This window comes from Paenibacillus phoenicis, from assembly GCF_034718895.1.
Taxonomy (GTDB): Bacteria; Bacillota; Bacilli; order Paenibacillales; family Paenibacillaceae; genus Fontibacillus; species Fontibacillus phoenicis.
In genome coordinates this window covers 934,224-950,877 of the sequence record NZ_JAYERP010000001.1, presented here as the reverse complement: position 1 = coordinate 950,877, position 16,654 = coordinate 934,224, and the positions used below count along the sequence as shown (strand labels likewise).

General features: G+C 55.0%; 15 protein-coding genes. 1 reads left to right on the top strand and 14 read right to left on the bottom strand.

Going from position 1 to position 16,654, the window contains the following annotated elements; all coding sequences use genetic code 11:
* Nucleotides 1-20 precede the first annotated feature (20 nt).
* The 6 genes from rpsP to smc all read right to left on the bottom strand — a co-directional run bounded on the left by rpsP (nt 21) and on the right by smc (nt 7,794).
* A complete protein-coding gene (gene rpsP / locus U9M73_RS04440; RefSeq protein WP_009222977.1) occupies nt 21-293 on the bottom strand; it encodes a 30S ribosomal protein S16 in 273 nt (90 codons plus the stop codon).
* Between the two features lie 38 nt (nt 294-331).
* Nucleotides 332-1,708: a signal recognition particle protein gene (gene ffh / locus U9M73_RS04435; RefSeq protein WP_323076438.1), complete on the bottom strand. Its 1,377-nt coding sequence runs from the start codon at nt 1,706-1,708 to the stop codon at nt 332-334.
* A 51-nt stretch (nt 1,709-1,759) separates the two neighbouring features.
* Nucleotides 1,760-2,113 (bottom strand): putative DNA-binding protein, encoded by a 354-nt coding sequence (locus U9M73_RS04430; protein ID WP_009222975.1) that lies wholly within the window; start codon nt 2,111-2,113, stop codon nt 1,760-1,762.
* Nucleotides 2,114-2,295: 182 nt separating this feature from the next.
* Nucleotides 2,296-2,943, bottom strand: coding sequence for a PAQR family membrane homeostasis protein TrhA (gene trhA / locus U9M73_RS04425; RefSeq protein ID WP_009222974.1), 648 nt, complete (start codon nt 2,941-2,943; stop codon nt 2,296-2,298).
* A gap of 103 nt (nt 2,944-3,046) precedes the next feature.
* On the bottom strand, nt 3,047-4,054 hold the full coding sequence (gene ftsY, locus U9M73_RS04420) for a signal recognition particle-docking protein FtsY (RefSeq protein WP_323076437.1): 1,008 nt from the start codon (nt 4,052-4,054) through the stop codon (nt 3,047-3,049).
* Between the two features lie 167 nt (nt 4,055-4,221).
* Entirely contained in the window at nt 4,222-7,794 is a 3,573-nt protein-coding gene (gene smc / locus U9M73_RS04415) for a chromosome segregation protein SMC (RefSeq protein ID WP_009222972.1), read from the bottom strand.
* A gap of 179 nt (nt 7,795-7,973) precedes the next feature.
* On the opposite strand from smc, the gene U9M73_RS04410 reads away from it, so the two are divergent.
* A complete protein-coding gene (locus U9M73_RS04410; RefSeq protein ID WP_323076436.1) occupies nt 7,974-9,386 on the top strand; it encodes a serine hydrolase domain-containing protein in 1,413 nt (470 codons plus the stop codon).
* Nucleotides 9,387-9,742: 356 nt separating this feature from the next.
* On the opposite strand, the gene rnc is transcribed toward U9M73_RS04410, so the two are convergent.
* The 8 genes from rnc to fapR all read right to left on the bottom strand — a co-directional run bounded on the left by rnc (nt 9,743) and on the right by fapR (nt 16,598).
* Entirely contained in the window at nt 9,743-10,447 is a 705-nt protein-coding gene (gene rnc, locus U9M73_RS04405) for a ribonuclease III (protein WP_323076434.1), read from the bottom strand.
* 13 nt (nt 10,448-10,460) lie between these two features.
* Nucleotides 10,461-11,699 carry a beta-ketoacyl-ACP synthase II gene (fabF, locus tag U9M73_RS04400; RefSeq protein WP_157273274.1) on the bottom strand — a complete coding sequence of 413 codons (1,239 nt, stop codon included), beginning with the start codon at nt 11,697-11,699 and terminating at the stop codon, nt 10,461-10,463.
* Between the two features lie 129 nt (nt 11,700-11,828).
* A complete protein-coding gene (gene acpP, locus U9M73_RS04395) occupies nt 11,829-12,062 on the bottom strand; it encodes an acyl carrier protein (RefSeq protein ID WP_009222968.1) in 234 nt (77 codons plus the stop codon).
* 71 nt (nt 12,063-12,133) lie between these two features.
* On the bottom strand, nt 12,134-12,883 hold the full coding sequence (fabG, locus tag U9M73_RS04390; RefSeq protein WP_009222967.1) for a 3-oxoacyl-ACP reductase FabG: 750 nt from the start codon (nt 12,881-12,883) through the stop codon (nt 12,134-12,136).
* 136 nt (nt 12,884-13,019) lie between these two features.
* The gene (fabD, locus tag U9M73_RS04385) at nt 13,020-13,958 is read right to left on the bottom strand and encodes an ACP S-malonyltransferase (protein ID WP_323076432.1); all 939 of its coding nucleotides are present in this window, start codon (nt 13,956-13,958) and stop codon (nt 13,020-13,022) included.
* A 71-nt stretch (nt 13,959-14,029) separates the two neighbouring features.
* Nucleotides 14,030-15,019, bottom strand: a complete 990-nt coding sequence (locus U9M73_RS04380) for a beta-ketoacyl-ACP synthase III (RefSeq protein WP_407673883.1) — start codon at nt 15,017-15,019, stop codon at nt 14,030-14,032.
* A gap of 9 nt (nt 15,020-15,028) precedes the next feature.
* Nucleotides 15,029-16,015: a phosphate acyltransferase PlsX gene (gene plsX, locus U9M73_RS04375; protein ID WP_323076429.1), complete on the bottom strand. Its 987-nt coding sequence runs from the start codon at nt 16,013-16,015 to the stop codon at nt 15,029-15,031.
* Complete coding sequence (gene fapR / locus U9M73_RS04370) at nt 15,999-16,598, bottom strand: transcription factor FapR (protein WP_009222963.1); 600 nt, start codon at nt 16,596-16,598, stop codon at nt 15,999-16,001. Before fapR ends, plsX begins: the two co-directional genes overlap by 17 nt.
* Nucleotides 16,599-16,654: the final 56 nt, after the last annotated feature.

Sequence of the window (16,654 nt, the reverse complement as noted above, 5' to 3'; positions counted from 1 at the left end):
ACGACCCTCCGAATCAGCAATTATTTCTGCTGTCTAAGCTCATGGAATTTCTTCATAACGCCTGCTTTGCTCAGCAGATTGCGAACGGTATCGGATGCTTGTGCACCGTCTTGGAGCCATTTCAATGCTTTCTCTTCATCGATGTTGACTACGGCCGGCTCAGCAACCGGGTTGTAGTAACCAATCTCCTCGATAAAACGACCGTCACGCGGGGAACGGGAATTCGAAACCACGATACGGTAGAAAGGAGCTTTATGAGCACCAATACGTTTCAAACGAATACGAACTGCCACGAAATTCACCTCCTTCTAAGAATGAACCTTGCTATCGATTAACGGAAAGGGAATCTCATCCCTTTGCCAGCCTTGCTTAATTGCTTTAACATTTTGTTACCTTTGCCTTTCGGCCCCATCATGTCGGAGAACTGCTTCATCACGCGGCGCATCTCGTCAAATTGCTTGATCAAGCGGTTGACGTCGGCGAGCGTGGTTCCGCTGCCTGCAGCGATCCGTTTGCGCCGGCTGTGATTGATCATATCGGGATTCTGCTTCTCCTCTTTGGTCATCGAATGCACGATGGCCTCTACCCGGCTCATTTGCTTCTCGTCCACCTTGACGTTCTGCATCTGCTTCATCTTGCCCATGCCGGGGATCATGTCCATGAGCTGATCCAGCGGGCCCAGCTTCTTCACCTGCTCCATTTGCTCCAGGAAATCCTCGAACGTAAACTCCGCATTGCGCATTTTCCGTTCCATTTCCTTCGCTTTTTCCGCGTCGATGTTGGCTTGGGCTTTCTCAATCAGCGACAGCATGTCGCCCATGCCAAGAATCCGCGATGCCATCCGTTCCGGATGGAACGGTTCCAGCGCATCGATCTTCTCGCCAAGCGCGGCAAACTTGATCGGACAGCCGGTTACGGCCTTAACCGACAACGCCGCACCGCCGCGGGTATCGCCGTCGAGCTTGGTCAACACGACACCGGTGAGCGTCAGCTGTTGATTGAAGCTCTCCGCAACGTTAACCGCGTCCTGACCGGTCATGGCGTCCACAACCAGCAAGACTTCGTCCGGCTTCGTCACTTCATGGATTTGCCGCAGCTCCTGCATCAGCTCTTCGTCCACATGCAGCCGGCCTGCGGTATCAATCAGCACGTAGTCGTTGCCGTTATCCTTCGCATGCTGCAACGCCTGACGGGCGATTTCGACCGGGCTGTTGCCCTCCGGCAACGTAAACACCGGCACTTTGATCTGCTCGCCGAGCACCTGCAGCTGCTTGATTGCCGCCGGACGGTAAATGTCCCCTGCGACCAGCAGCGGCCGGTGATTCTCCTTCAGCAGCAGCTTGGCCAGCTTCGCCGAGGTTGTCGTCTTCCCAGCCCCTTGCAGACCCGCCATCATCACGACAGTTGGCGGCCGATTGCTGCGAGCCAGCTTGGCTTGGCTTCCGCCCATCAGCTCGGTCAGCTCTTTGTTGACGATATCGATGATGACCATGCCCGGCGTAAAGCTGTCCATCACCTCTTTGCCGACCGCCTTCTCCTTCACCTTGGCGATGAATTCCTTGACGACTTTAAAGTTGACGTCCGCTTCCAGCAACGCGAGGCGAACCTCACGCATCGCTTCGTTCACATCGTCCTCGGAAACTTTGCCCTTGCCGCGAAGCTTGCTGAACACGCTCTGTAAACGGCTTGTCAAACCTTCAAATGCCATACCTCGTCACCTCCATCTCTATAAGAATCGTTCCGTATTCCTATTGTCATCTTACAATTGCTCCGCCTCGCGAAGCAAATTTCTTGCGGTTTCTTTATGTAACGGGGACATGTCGCTGTCTTCGACCAGTTGCCCTAACCGGGACAACACGAGGCTCCGCGCTTCGTGCTTCTTCAGCAGACCCAGCTTCTCCTCGTACGTTTCCAGCATGCCTTCAGCCCGTTTGATATGTTCATATACCGCCTGACGGCTGATCTCGAACTCAGCGGCAATTTCGCCCAGCGAGAAATCATCGAGAAAATAATATTTCAAGAACGTCTGCTGCTTCTCCGTCAGCAGCGCTTCATAGAAGTCAAACAAAAGGTTGATCCGGTTTGTCTTCTCAAGCCTATTCTCCTGACTCATCTGGGCACCCCCTCCGTCAAGGAAAAACACTTTACAGGCATCAACTTTTCCTATGATACCGAATGCCGAGATGGATGTCAAGCACTTTTCCTTAACATCAGTTCAGGACATAGCCAAAGCCGCTGTTCTATGCAAAAAAGCCGCTCCCAGTGCTTCGGAAAGCGGCTTGACGCCTAGTTCTCTTAATGATTCGGCAAGAGATACAGCAATATCGCAAAGAAATGCGTTACGCTGCCGCCGAGGACGAACAGATGCCAGATCGCATGGTGATAAGGAAATCCGCGCCAGACATAAAATATCGTTCCCAGCGTATACGCCAGCCCGCCTGCAACCAGCAGGACGATCCCTTGATGCGGCATCGCCGCGGTCAGCGGTCCCCAGGCAATCACGATTAACCAGCCCATAATCAAGTAGAAAAACGTCGATAGGAACAGGAATCTTTTGACGAAAAAGGCTTTAAACACAACGCCAAGCAGCGCGATCCCCCAGACGGTGCCAAACAGGCTCCAGCCGAGCGGTCCCCTAACGGCTACCAGCAGAAACGGGGTATACGTCCCCGCGATGTAAATGTAAATCGAGGAATGGTCGAAAAATTCGAACAAATCCTTCAGTTTCCCTTCCTTGAAGCTGTGCACGAGGGTCGAGCACAGGTATAACAGCAGCATGCTTGCACCATATATTGTAAAGCTGACAACGTGCCAAGCTGTGCCCTTCATGCTGGAAAAAACGATCAACAGCACTAATCCTGCCACACTGAGCAAGGCGCCGATGCCGTGAGTGATCGCGTTGGCAATTTCCTCACGGCGGTCATACGTATGTGTATTGGCCATCCTGTCACCTCCTAAAATTCTCTTGATTAGTTTGTCTTGCCGGGCGTTTGCCTATGAGCATCATACGAAGGAACCCCGCAATGTGTTACTGGGACTTGCCCAATTAAGCCTCATTGGGTTCCCCTTCAGCTTCTTCCTCCTCAGCAATCAAGCCGGCAAACAACCCATGCACGAATTGCTCGGAATCGAATTTTTGGAGATCTTCCATCTTCTCGCCTAGTCCAACGAATTTCACCGGAAGGCTGAGCTCTTGACGGATGGCGATGACAATACCGCCTTTAGCCGTGCCATCCAGCTTCGTGAGCACGAGACCGGTCACGCCGCTCTTCTCGCCAAACAGCTTGGCTTGGCTAAGCGCGTTTTGCCCTGTTGTTGCATCAAGCACCATCAGCACCTCATGCGGAGCGCCTGGAATTTCGCGCTGGATGACGCGGTAAATCTTGTTCAGCTCCTCCATCAGGTTCGACTTGTTCTGCAGCCGTCCCGCGGTATCGCACAGCAGAATATCGGCCCCACGCTGCTTGGCGGCTTGAACCGCGTCGAACATCACCGCTGCCGGATCAGAGCCGGCCTGTTGCTTGATGACATCCACTCCAACTCGATTGCCCCAAACCTCGAGCTGCTCAATCGCCCCTGCACGGAAGGTGTCGCCGGCAGCCAGGATGACCTTCTTACCCTGTTGCTTATAGAAATGGGCCAACTTACCGATCGTCGTCGTTTTACCGACCCCATTAACGCCAACGAACAAAATGACGCTGATCCCGTCCGGGTTCAAATGCATTTCGCTGTCCTCATCCCCGCGCAGCAGCTGGGTCAGCTTCTCGGAGAGCAGCGGCTGGAGCTCCGAGGCGTTCTCGATCCGGCGCTGCTTCACTTCGGCCTGCAGATCATCGATCAGCTTCATTACGGTGTTCACGCCAACATCGGCGCCAATCAAAATTTCCTCCAGCTCTTCGAAAAATTCCTCATCGATTTTTTTGCGCCGGGTTACGAGCTCTGTCACTTTTTCAACAAAGCCTTTCCGGCTTTTCTCCAGCCCGTCCCGGAACTGTTTCGTTACGGATTCCGTTTTAGATGCAATGCTTTCTCTCAGTTTCTTAAAGAAACTCATAGGAATATGTCCTCCTTCATCACTTCGAACTCAATTATCTCATACCGCAGGGGGCCCAAGCAATTTTCCGCCCCAGACCGCGTAAACACAAAAACGTGGCAGGAGAGCCAAGCTGTCGTCTTGACCCCCAAGCCACCGTAAATTGTATTTGAGAATGTTCTGTTGGCTTAAGCGATTTCGACCGTATCTTCGTCCTCCAGCTTCACCGAAACGAGCTTGGACACGCCGCCTTCCTCCATGGTCACCCCGTACAGCACGTCGGCTTCTTCCATCGTGCCTTTGCGGTGAGTCACCACGATAAACTGGGTTTGCTCCGAAAATTCGCGCAAGTACTGGGCAAAACGGACCACGTTGGCTTCGTCCAGCGCCGCCTCGACCTCGTCGAGCACGCAGAACGGCACCGGCTTCACCTGCAAAATCGCAAACAGCAGCGCCATCGCTGTTAATGCCCGCTCCCCGCCGGAGAGCAGCTGCAGGTTTTGCAGCTTCTTGCCCGGCGGCTGAGCCACCACATCGATCCCTGTGTCCAGCAGGTTGTCCGGATCGACCAAGATCAAATCCGCCCGCCCGCCGCCGAACAGCTTCGAGAAGACGATCACAAATTCGCGGCGAATGGCGTCAAACGTCGTTTTGAAGCGTTTGGACATCTCCTCGTCCATTTCGCGGATTACCTGGTACAACGTCGTTTTCGCTTCGACGAGATCATTCTTCTGCTCGCTGAGGAACTGATAACGTTCCGACACGCGGTTGTATTCCTCGATCGCGCCGAGATTCACTTCCCCAAGCAACGTGATCTGCCGCTTCAGCTCCTTCACGTCGGCCTGGGTCTGCGGCACATCCTCCGGCACGGCGTAACGCTGCTTCGCCAGCTCGTAGCTCAGCTCGTAATCCTCAGACAGCTTGCGCAGAATGTTATCCAGCTCCACGTCGAGGCGGTTCGCCTGGATTTCTGTCTGGCGCAACTGCTCCTCTACGGCCTTGAGCCCAAGCCGCTGCTCTTTCGTTTCGCTTTCGCCTTCCTCCAGCTTCTTCACAAGCACGGCGCGCGAAGCGCGTTCCAGCTCCAGCTGTTCGCTGGCCCGTTCCTTCTTCAGCTTAAAGTCGTTGAGCTCTTCCCGTTGCTTCACGGTCTGCTCCTCGTTTTGCTTCAGGTCCGCTTCAATCGACTGCAGGATCGTGCGGGTCTGCCCCAGCTCACGCTCCTGCACCTTGAACTCTTCCTCCGCGCGGCGCAGCTGCTCACGCAGCGACTGGCATTCCTGATCCAGCTTGCCTTCCCGGACCTTGAGCCCGGTCAGCAAATCCTGCAGCTCCTCCTTGGCCGATTCGCTAGCTTTACGCGCGAACTCGGCTGCCCGGATCGACTGCTGCACCGTTTGCTCTTCTTTCTCCAGCTCAACGAGTCGCGCTTCCGCTGCGGTCTTCGTCGCTTCAAGCTCCTCGAGCTCTTTCAGGTAGTGGCCTTTCTCCTGGCCATAGAGCTCAAACTGCTCGGAGACACGGCGCCATTCGTGGTCGATCTGTTTCAAATCACCGGCGCATTCTTGCTCCTCTACCCGTTTGGCATCGCCGGCTTCCCGCAGTCGCGTTAACTCGCTTTCGGCCTTGGCCAGCTGACTGCGTACGTCTGCCAACCCTTTGCGCAGCTTGTCCAGCATTTCCTCGCTTTCGCGAATATCGCCGGCAAGCTGGTCGAGCTGGCGTTTACGCCCCAGCAGGTTGCTGTTCTTGCGATGCTGGCTGCCCCCGGTCATCGAACCGCCGGCATTCACGACATCGCCTTCCAGCGTCACGATCCGGAAGCGGTATTGCAGCCGTGCGGCCATTTTGTTCGCCCGCTCCAGATCGCTGGCAAAGACGACATTACCGAGCAAGCTGCCGACAATGTTCTCATACCTCGGCTCGTAGCCCACCAGATCGGCTCCAATGCCGATGAATCCGTCCGCTTCCTCCAGTAGACGTTTGTCCGCTGCGGAAATCTGGCGCGGACGAATTACGTCGAGCGGAAGGAAGGTCGCTCGGCCCAGCTGCCGCTGCTTCAGAAAGGCGATCGCCTGCCGCGACACCGCTTCGTTTTCCATGACGATATGCTGCATCGCAGCGCCTAGCGCCGTCTCTACGGCGACTTCAAGCTTCTCCGGCACCCGAATCAGCTCCGCGACAGCACCGTGGACACCGGACAACGTCGACCGTTTGGCCGCCTTGAGCACTTCCTTAACGCCCAAGACAAACCCGTCGTAGTCGTCCTCCATCTCCTTCATCGTGTCGCGGCGGGAAACCAACGCTTCGCGCTTCTGTTCCCATTTGCGGATGTTGCTTTGGCTTTCTTCCACAAGCTTCTGCAGCGAATTCACGCGTTCGCTTTCCTGGATGTACTGTCCGCGCAAATCGGCAATCTCTTTGCCCAGCTTGTCTAGCACCTTCTCCAGTTCAGCCTTGCGCGCTTTGAGCCGTTCCAGCTCCTCCGTCCATTTGACGCCTTCCTCTTCCGCGCGTTCCATCCGGCGTTTCACGCTTTCCTTCTGCTGTTCAGCATAATGGATCTCGTTGCGCGCTTGCGCCATCTGGTTCATGATGTCCAGCAGTTGGCCTTTCAGGCCGTCCTCCTGCGCTTGGCTGATGCCGCCGGTCACCCCGATCAGCTTCGCCTCTTCGGCCGCCAGCTCATTACGCAGTTCATGAAGCTGCTGCTCCGCTGCGGCGAATTTGGCTGCCAGCTGCTCCTTTTCCTGCTGCCGCTGGGCGAACCGCTCTTCACTAATCTCCAGCGATTGAAGCAGCTGCTCGCGATTTTGCGTCAGATTTTTAGCGCGTTCCTTCAGCACTTCGCCGTAGCCTTCGCTTTTCTCGTAGCTTTCGCTGTATTCGAGCAGCTGACTTTGCAGCAGTTCGATTTGATCCTCAACCTGACGAAGGGCCAGCCGGTCGCTCTCCAATTTGGCATCATGCGCGGAAACAACGGTCGACAGCGCCAGCTGCTCCTCCTGCAGCTTGGCCAGCTTGGCGTTGGCCTCGCTCCACGATTCATGGATTTGCTCGATCTGATGCACATATAGCGAAATTTCTTTATTTTTTAATTGCTCACGCAATTCCTTGTACTTCAGGGCTTTCTCCGACTGCTCCTTCAGCGGCTCGATCTGATCCTCCAGCTCGGACACCAAGTCGTTGATGCGAAGCAGGTTCTGCTCGGTTTCATCCAGCTTGCGGCGGGCGTCGCGTTTGCGGCTCTTGTATTTCACAATCCCCGAAGCCTCTTCAAAAATGCCGCGGCGGTCCTCCGAGCGTGTGCTCAAAATTTCCTCAATCCGGCCCTGCCCGATGATAGAGTACGCTTCCTTCCCGATCCCCGTGTCCATAAACAGCTCGGTGATATCCTTCAGCCTGCAGGGCTGCTTGTTGATGAAGTATTCACTGTCGCCGCTGCGATGGACTCGCCGGGTCACCGTCACTTCGCTGAAGTCAAGCGGCAACGCTTGATCGGTGTTGTCCAACGTCAGCGATACCTCACTGTAATTCACGGCCTTGCGCGCGTCACTGCCGGCAAAAATGATATCTTCCATCTTCCCGCCGCGCAGCGACTTGGCGCTTTGCTCCCCGAGCACCCAGCGGATCCCGTCGGAGATGTTACTCTTACCGCTGCCGTTAGGTCCAACCACGGCGGTAATTCCGCGGACGAATTCCATCTCCGTCTTATCGGCGAACGATTTGAAGCCCGCTAACTCTATCCGTTTCAAAAACATACGTTCACGATCACCTCTACCGACTATTGTAACATACCCCAAGCCCTGGAGGACAGGCTATCCGTCGCGGAAGATTGCGCGGCATGACGCTTCTCTCATTCGCTTGAAATTTAAGGCACTTTTTGCTAGTGTGATAGAAAAAAATCCAACCTCTTATATCGGTAAAAGGAGCAACATTGATGAGCATAAAAAAACTTTCCCGCCTGGCCGGCATCATGATATCTGTATGCCTTGGGACGGCTTCCCTCGGATCGCCGGGACTGCCAGTGGCTTCCGCTTCGCAGACGCAGGCGGGGAAATCCGTAACTGTGACCGTAGGGGGGCAATCCGTTGCCTGGACAACCAAGCCCCTCATTTATCGCGGCGTGACCTATGCCCCTTTGCGTGAAGCGGCGGAATACCTGGGTGCAGAAGTACGATGGAATACTACGAAACGTGCTGCCGAGCTTCGGGTACACGGGGACACGATCCTGCACCGCGCGGGGACGGATCTGTTCAGCGTCAACGGCAACCCGCTCCGGATCGGCGTAAATTCGTTAGATCAAGGCGGCGTCACCTTGGTGCCTTTGCGGGCTTTAGCCGAAGTGCTGAAGGCTGAGGTGGATGCCGTGGCAATGTCAGGAACGATGCACGTTGCCTTGACCCCGGACGCAGCGACAATCCGTTCTTCGGAAACCGAGGTAGCTGACCGCTATTTGCAAGCCCAGAAGTACTCCGGCATCGCAATGATTGCTAAAGGTGACCAGATCCTGCTGCGCAAAGGGTACGGATATGACGGCGATAACCAGCTCGTCCGGGCCGATCAAAAGTCGCGCATTGGATCGCTGACCAAATCGTTTACGGCGGCGGCCGTCATGAAGCTCGCGGAGGAGGGAAAGCTTCACCTAGACGATACATTAGAGTCGTATTTCCCCGGTTTTCCTAGTGGGGATCGGATTACTATTCACCTGCTGCTATCCCACCTGTCCGGCATCAACCCCAACTTTCCACGTGTTGCGGGCCTGTCCTTGCAAGATACCATCGAAGCGATCCGCTCCAAACCGCTGCTGAGTGAACCGGGCAGCAAATTTATGTACAGCAACAGCGGTTATGTCGTGCTGGCAGGGATCATCGAGAAAGCCTCGGGGATGAGTTATGGGGAATATCTGAAGCAGAGCATTTGGGAGCCGCTGGGTTTAAAAGACACCGGCGAAGCGAAGCCCTCGATTCCGGTCCTTCAGGGCTACGTTAGTGCCGGGGACCAACTCTGGGCGCCGGCCGGCCCTTATATCTCACAATCCGGGACCGGCACGTTATACTCCACTGCCAACGACATGTTGACGTGGATCGCCTCATTTGAAACGGAACGCGTACTTAGCCAAGCGTCGATCGACCAAATGTTCACCCCGTATTCTGAGAAAAATTACGGCTACGGCTGGATGATTCAGCAGGAAAACGGGACAACACGCGTCTTCCACAATGGCAGCGGTACCGGCTACGCCACCGGCATGTCCCGGGAGCTCGGCGGCGGGTATACGATCATCCTGCTCGGCAACCACGCCGGCATGGATACGTTGACGCTGATGACCGAGCTCAGAAAGCGGCTGCCTTAAGCTTTGTTGAATCGTTACGGCATCCCTGTACTGAATAAGTATCCGTCTTTAAGTACCCGTACTCGCATCGCATATGCTCTAACGCTTACCAGGATGCTTATTTGGGCAAAATGCACACGTTCCATTATCTAACGCTGATCAGCATGCTTATTTTCTGCGAAACCCCGTTTTTTTAAGGAGAAATCGCTTAATAAGCTCTCCTACAAGCGTTACATCTTTCAATTTCACGTTTCACTACAAATAACAACGGTGGTCAGCGTTACAGATCTTCGGAAGGCAGTGGATATGAATAAAGGTCGTCCCCCGCTTGAGCTTCAAGTGACAGGGACGACCTTTTTTGTTTCAAAATGACTTGGTTAACCGCCAAGCTCAGAGCTCTTAAGCAACTCCAATGCCACGGCGGCGGCCTGCTGCTCGGCTTCCTTCTTGGATCTGCCGGTACCCTGGCCAAGCGGACGCCCATCCATGCGGACCTCCGCAACGAATTCGCGTTCATGGGCCGGTCCCCGTTCTTCAATGATCCGGTATTCCAATGTGCCCATGCCATGATGCTGCGTCAATTCCTGCAGCTCCGTCTTGAAGTCGCCGGTCGACAGCTTGCCATCAAGGGTCAATTTAGGGAATACATGGCGATGAAGGAACGCAGTAACTGCTTCCAGGCCCTGGTCCAAGTACAAAGCGCCAATAAAGGATTCGAACACATCCGCGAGCAATGCAGGACGAGTTCGCCCACCCGTCAACTCCTCGCCTTTGCCTAGCAGGACGTATTTTCCAAACTCTAGGTTTTCGGCAAATTTCACGAGCGACGGTTCACAGACGATCGCGGCGCGCAATTTGGTCAGCTCGCCTTCAGGACGATCCGGGAATAACCGATATAAATGCTCCGAAACGGTCAATTCGAGAACGGCATCGCCCAAGAACTCCAGCCGTTCGTTATCCTCATATTGACTGAAGCGATGCTCATTCACGTATGACGCATGAGTGAAGGCTTGTTTCAGAAGCTGCCGATTTTGGAATGCCAGTTCAAGTTTTTGCTGTAACTGCTTCAGATCTCCATTCACCGGACTTAACCCCTTATGCTTCGTATTTCTTCATGATGATCGTGGCGTTGTGTCCGCCGAATCCAAACGAGTTGGACATCGTGACGCGGACATCCGCACGTCTGGCTTCGTTCGGAACGTAGTCCAGATCACATTCCGGATCCGGATGCTCCAAGTTGATCGTTGGCGGAATGATGCCATGCTTCAAGGTGAGCCCGCAAATGACGCCTTCCACCCCGCCGGCAGCCCCAAGCAAGTGGCCGGTCATCGATTTCGTCGAGCTGACCGCCAATTTATAAGCATGGTCTCCAAACGCACGTTTGATCGCAATCGTCTCCGAGCGGTCGCCAACCGGGGTCGATGTCCCGTGGGCATTGATATAATCCACTTCTTCCGGCGCAATCCCGGCATCGCGGATCGCCATCTTCATGCAGCGTTCCGGTCCGTTGGGATCCGGCTCCGTCATATGGTGAGCGTCCCCGCTCAAGCCGTAGCCGATAACTTCACCGTAGATTTTAGCACCGCGCTTCTGTGCATGCTCCAGCGATTCCAAAATCAGAATCCCGGCGCCTTCGCCCATGACAAAGCCGTCTCGTTCCAGATCAAACGGCCGGCTGGCTTTCTCCGGTTCGTCGTTGCGGGTCGACATCGCCCGCATCGAGCAGAATCCCGCCATACCGGTCGGACGGATCGTTGCTTCCGCGCCTCCGCAAATCATCACATCGGCATCACCCCGCTGGATAAGCTTGTACGAATCGCCGATGGAATGAGTTCCGGTCGCGCACGCAGTTACCGCCGTCGTGTTCGGACCCTTCGCTCCAAACATGATCGATACATGGCCCGAGGCCATATTGGCAATCATCATAGGAATAAAAAATGGGCTGACGCGTTTTGGACCTTTCTCCAGCAAAATATTGTGCTGGTCTTCCCAAGTTCCAAGACCGCCGATCCCCGAACCAATCATAACGCCAACCCGTTCCGGATCGGCCGTCTCACCGATGGTGAGTCCGCTGTCTTTCATGGCGCTGATTGCCGCAGCGGCTGCAAATTGCACGAAGCGGTCCATCTTCCGCGCTTCCTTCCGATCCACATAATCCTCTGGATTAAAATCTTTCACGGAGGCGGCAATTTGCGTCGGGTATTCGCTGACATCAAACGCTTCGATTCTCGAAACGCCGGATTTCCCCTGAACAAGGTTATTCCATAGCGTATCGAGGTCTTGTCCTAGCGCCGTCACGACCCCCATTCCTGTGACTACTACTCTATGCTTCAAACACATTCACCTCGTATGGACTTCATGTGTACTAATCATTCTAAGTTCTTAAGCACGAATGCTTGCAGAAGCTGAAGATGAGGAGAAGTCCCGCCTGCTATGTAGGAGGTACGGGACTTTTGGATGACATTAGGTATGAGATTGTATGTAGTTTACAACTTCACCTACAGTCGTAATCTTCTCTGCATCTTCGTCGGAAATTTCCAGATCGAATTCATCTTCCAATTCCATGACCAACTCAACTACGTCAAGCGAATCCGCACCCAAGTCGTCTTTGAAAGACGCTTCCAGCGTCACTTCGGCTTCATCAGCGCCGAGGCGATCCACTACAATGCGTTTTACGCGATCCAAGATATCGGACATCCGGTTCACCTCCTCTTTGGTATTATAAGAGATTTGAAGTTAAAATGCCATAGAAGCGAAAGGCGTGATTTTTACATATACATTCCGCCGTCTACGTGCAGCGTTTGACCGGTCATATATGCCGCGCTGTCCGAGGCGAGGAACAGAACCACGCTGGCGATCTCCTCAGGTTGTCCCAAGCGGGCCAATGGGATATCCGCCAGCAGCTTCTGGCGATACTCCTCCGGAAGCTCGCCCGTCATATCGGTATCGATAAACCCGGGGGCGACGCAATTCACGGTGATCCCGCGCGAAGCCAGCTCGCGCGCCGATGATTTGGTCAAGCCAATAACCCCGGCTTTGGCGGCGACATAGTTCGCCTGACCCGCATTGCCGAGCACGCCGACCACCGAAGAGATATTGATAATTCGTCCCGAGCGCTGCTTCATCATCGGGCGGGTCACGGCTTTGATGCCGTTAAATACGCCTTTGAGATTCGTCTCGATGACTTGATCAAATTCTTCTTCCTTCATGCGCATAATTAAATTATCTCTTGTAATCCCTGCGTTATTCACGAGAATATCGATCCGGCCCCACGCATCCAGCATGGATTTCACCATTTCCTCGAACTGCTCGCTGCTGCCTACATGCGCTTTAACCGCGTAGGATTTCACACCAAGCGCCTCGATTTCGGAAACGACGCGGGCGGCGGCTTCTTCATTCCCCGCATAGTTTACAACAACGTCAGCTCCCGCCTCGGCCAAAGCAAGCGCAATGCTGCGGCCAATTCCACGTGAAGCCCCCGTGACCAAAGCGGTTTTCCCTTGCAGCGGTTTGCTCATACGGTTCATCTCCTTTCGCCTAACCTATGCGAAGCATTTAAAAATCAAAGCTCTAGATTGCCTCTATGATCCTATCGCCATTCTTTGCGCCAAGCGGCACCTTTGCGGCGATGGTAAAACCTAAGGCTAAATCGGCCTATTCGGTTAAAGCTGCAGCCGTTTGTTCCAGGCTGTCCAATCCGCTAACGTTAAACAGCCGCGCCGATTTATCGATTTTTTTGATTAATCCGGTTAAGACGCTGCCAGGCCCGATCTCTACGAACGTATCCACGCCTTGGGAAAGGAGCCAACTCACGCTATCCTCCCAAAGCACAGGAGAATAAACTTGACGAACCAGCAATTCGGCAATCTCTGCCCCGCTTTGTACGGGACGAGCCGTCACATTAGCGACAACCGGCACCTTGGCATCGCTGAACGAAGCGGCGGCCAGCCGTTCGCCCAGCCGTTCCGCAGCCGTCTTCATCAAAGAAGAGTGGAACGGTCCGCTGACCTCCAGGGGAATCGCCCGTTTGGCCCCGATTTCCTTCACCCGCTCAATGACGAGGTCAACCCCTTCTCGGCTTCCCGAGACCACAATCTGCCCAGGGCAGTTCACATTCGCCAGCTCAACTAGCGCACCGCCGGCGGTAATGTCGGCGCACAGCTTGGCAAGCGCGTCCCGTTCGCCGCCAAGGACGGCTGCCATCGCGCCTTGCCCGCCCGGCACCGCTTGTTCCATATATTCACCGCGCGCACGTACAAGCTTCACGGCATCTTCGAAGTTAAGAACGCCGGCTGCGGTCAGCGCGCTGTATTCCCCCAGGCTGTGGCCGGCTACATAGTCCGGCTGAAAGCCTTTGGCCGCAAACGCCTCATACAACGCCACGCTAGTCGTTAAGAGCGCAGGCTGCGTATTGGCCGTTTGCTTCAGCTCCGTATCCGGGCCGCCGAAGATCAGATCGGTGAGCTTGAAGTCAAGCTGCTCATCCGCAGCTTCAAACCGCGCCCGCGCCTCCGGCAGCGCGTCATATATATCCTTGCCCATTCCAACGCTTTGGGAACCCTGTCCCGGAAAAACAAAAGCGATTTTGCCCATCCTGTGCACTCCCTATCGTAAAAGTCCGGTGAATGACCATCCACCCGCATGTCCTATGGCGAAAGCCTAGATTACCATACGAGTACGGATGCGCCCCAGGTTAATCCGCCCCCGAAGCCAACCAGCAGGATGGTGTCGCCTTCCTTCATGCGTCCATCCTCTGCCGCTTCAACCAGAGCCAGCGGGATCGAAGCCGCCGAAGTGTTGGCGTATTTATCCACATTGATCACGCATTTCTCCTCCGGCAGATTCAGACGCTCCCTCGCCGATTGGATGATTCGGATATTCGCCTGGTGAGGGACAAAGAGATCGATGTCCTCTTTGGTCTTCCCTGCTTTGCGCAGCACTTCTTCGGTTGCCGTTCCCATCACGCGTACGGCAAACTTGAACACCTCGCGGCCATTCATATAAATGTAATGCTTGCGATCCGCCACAGTCGCCTCCGAAGCCGGAAGCCGGGAACCGCCCGCTTCGAGCTTCAGCAACTCACCGCCGGCCCCTTCCGCGCCGAGATCGAAGGACAAAAACCCGCGGCCTTCCGGCACCTCGCCGAGAACGACAGCCCCGGCTCCGTCCCCAAACAAGACGCAAGTGTTCCGGTCCGTATAATCCGTGATGCGGGACAAGGTATCCACACCGATCACCAGTGCATTCCGGTACATTCCGGTCTGAATGAATCCGTTGGCGGTGGCCATCCCGTAGACAAACCCCGAGCAAGCAGCGGACAAATCAAAGGCGGCCGCCTTTTTCGCACCGAGCTTATCCTGCAAAATGCAGGCGGTCGAAGGGAACGCCATGTCCGGGGTAATTGTAGCCACGATGATCAAATCCAGCTCCTCAGCCCGCAAACCCGCGGAATCCAACGCCCGAACGGCCGCTTCATAAGCCAAGTCGGAGGACGCTTGGTCCGGTGCGGCGATATGCCGTTCTTTAATTCCTGTACGCGAAACGATCCATTCGTCGTTCGTATCTACGATTTTCTCCAAATCGGCATTCGTCAGCACCTTCTCCGGAACGTATTTCCCGGTCCCGATAATTCCAACCGAACGTAATTTTGTCACTATCGTCATTCACTCCCCGCTGATTTCACGTGCTATACTCTCCGTCAATTTGCTTTGCAGCGCCGTTCGCGCTTGGCGTACAGCGTTCTTAATGGCCCCTCCGTCAGAGGAGCCATGTCCCTTCACGACCAACCCGCTTAATCCCAGAAGCGGCGCTCCGCCATGCTCCTTGTAATCAAGCGTCTTCTTCAAGCCGCGCAGCGACGGCATTAACACAGCTGCAGCCAGCTTGTTCTTCAACGATTTCGAAAATTCCTTCTTCAGAATCGAAAACATTGTGCCCGCCGTACCTTCCAGCGATTTCAGCAAAATATTTCCCGCAAAGCCGTCACACACCAGCACGTCGCAAGCTCCGGTCAAGATGTCCCGGGCTTCCACGTTCCCAACAAAGTTGATCGGCATCGACGTAAGCAGCGGGAAAGCCGCTTTGGTGAGCTCGTTTCCTTTCTTCGCTTCGGTGCCGACATTCAGCAGACCCACCCGCGGTTTGTTGATGCCGTGCACCTTCTCGCGATAGATGCTGCCCATCAGCGCATACTGCGCCAGATGCTCCGGCTTGGCGTCCATGTTGGCACCGAGGTCGAGCGCTAACACTCCACGCTCGTCAACAGTCGGGATCATCGGCGCCAACGCGGGCCGCTCGATCCCCTCCATCCGCCCGACCACCAGCAGACCCGTGGTCATCAGCGCACCGGTGTTGCCGGCGGAGATCATCGCCTCGGCTTCCCCTTCGCGGACAAGCCGTCCGGCGACAACCATTGAGGCGTCCTTTTTGCGGCGAACTGCCTTGACCGGCTCGTCCTCCGCTTCAATCACTTCGGACGCGTGATAGATTCGTAAATTTGCCGGCGCTCCCTGGAGCATCGGCTTCAGCACTTGCTCATTACCAACCAGAATGATTTCGGTATCGCCCCATTCCTTGGCTGCGGCCAGCGCACCCTCAACCGTGCTCTGCGGCGCGTGATCCCCGCCCATCGCATCAATGGCGATTCTCATGCTGACTTCTTCCTCCTTCTGAAGTGTCCTCCCCGGTGGACCGGTAGATGACGAAATTCCCCTGGAATACCATTTCTTCGCCTACGTAAGTAAAGACCTCAACCTTGGCTTTGCCTTTTTGGCCGGAATTAGGTCTTACATAAGCTTTCGCAATGCATTTCTCTCCGAGATGCACCGAACGGATAAACCGGATGTCTGCAGAGAACGTCAAAGCGATTTCATCGTTGATCACAGCCACCGCCAAGGAGTTCGCCTGCGCGAACACATGGTGTCCACGGGCGATCCCTGTTCGGGAGAACACATGCTCCTCGCGGATTTCAAAGATGGAGATCCCGCTCTTGTCCAGCTGCAGATCGACGATTTCCCCGATGACCTCATGCAGCGGCAAGGAACGAACCTGGTCGTACGACCGTTCCGCCATCAGCTTCATCCGCTCCCGAAGCTCTGGGATGCCCAGCTCCATGCGGTCAAGACGGATCGTCTGAATGCTGACTTTCAGCTGACGGGTCAGCTCTTGGTCCGTAATAAACGGGTTGGCTTCAATCATTTGGACGAGCTGCTGCTGCCTCGCCCGCTTCGGCAAACGTTCGATGGGTATCCCCCCCCTTTTCAGCAAGCAATGATGGTCTATCTATAAAT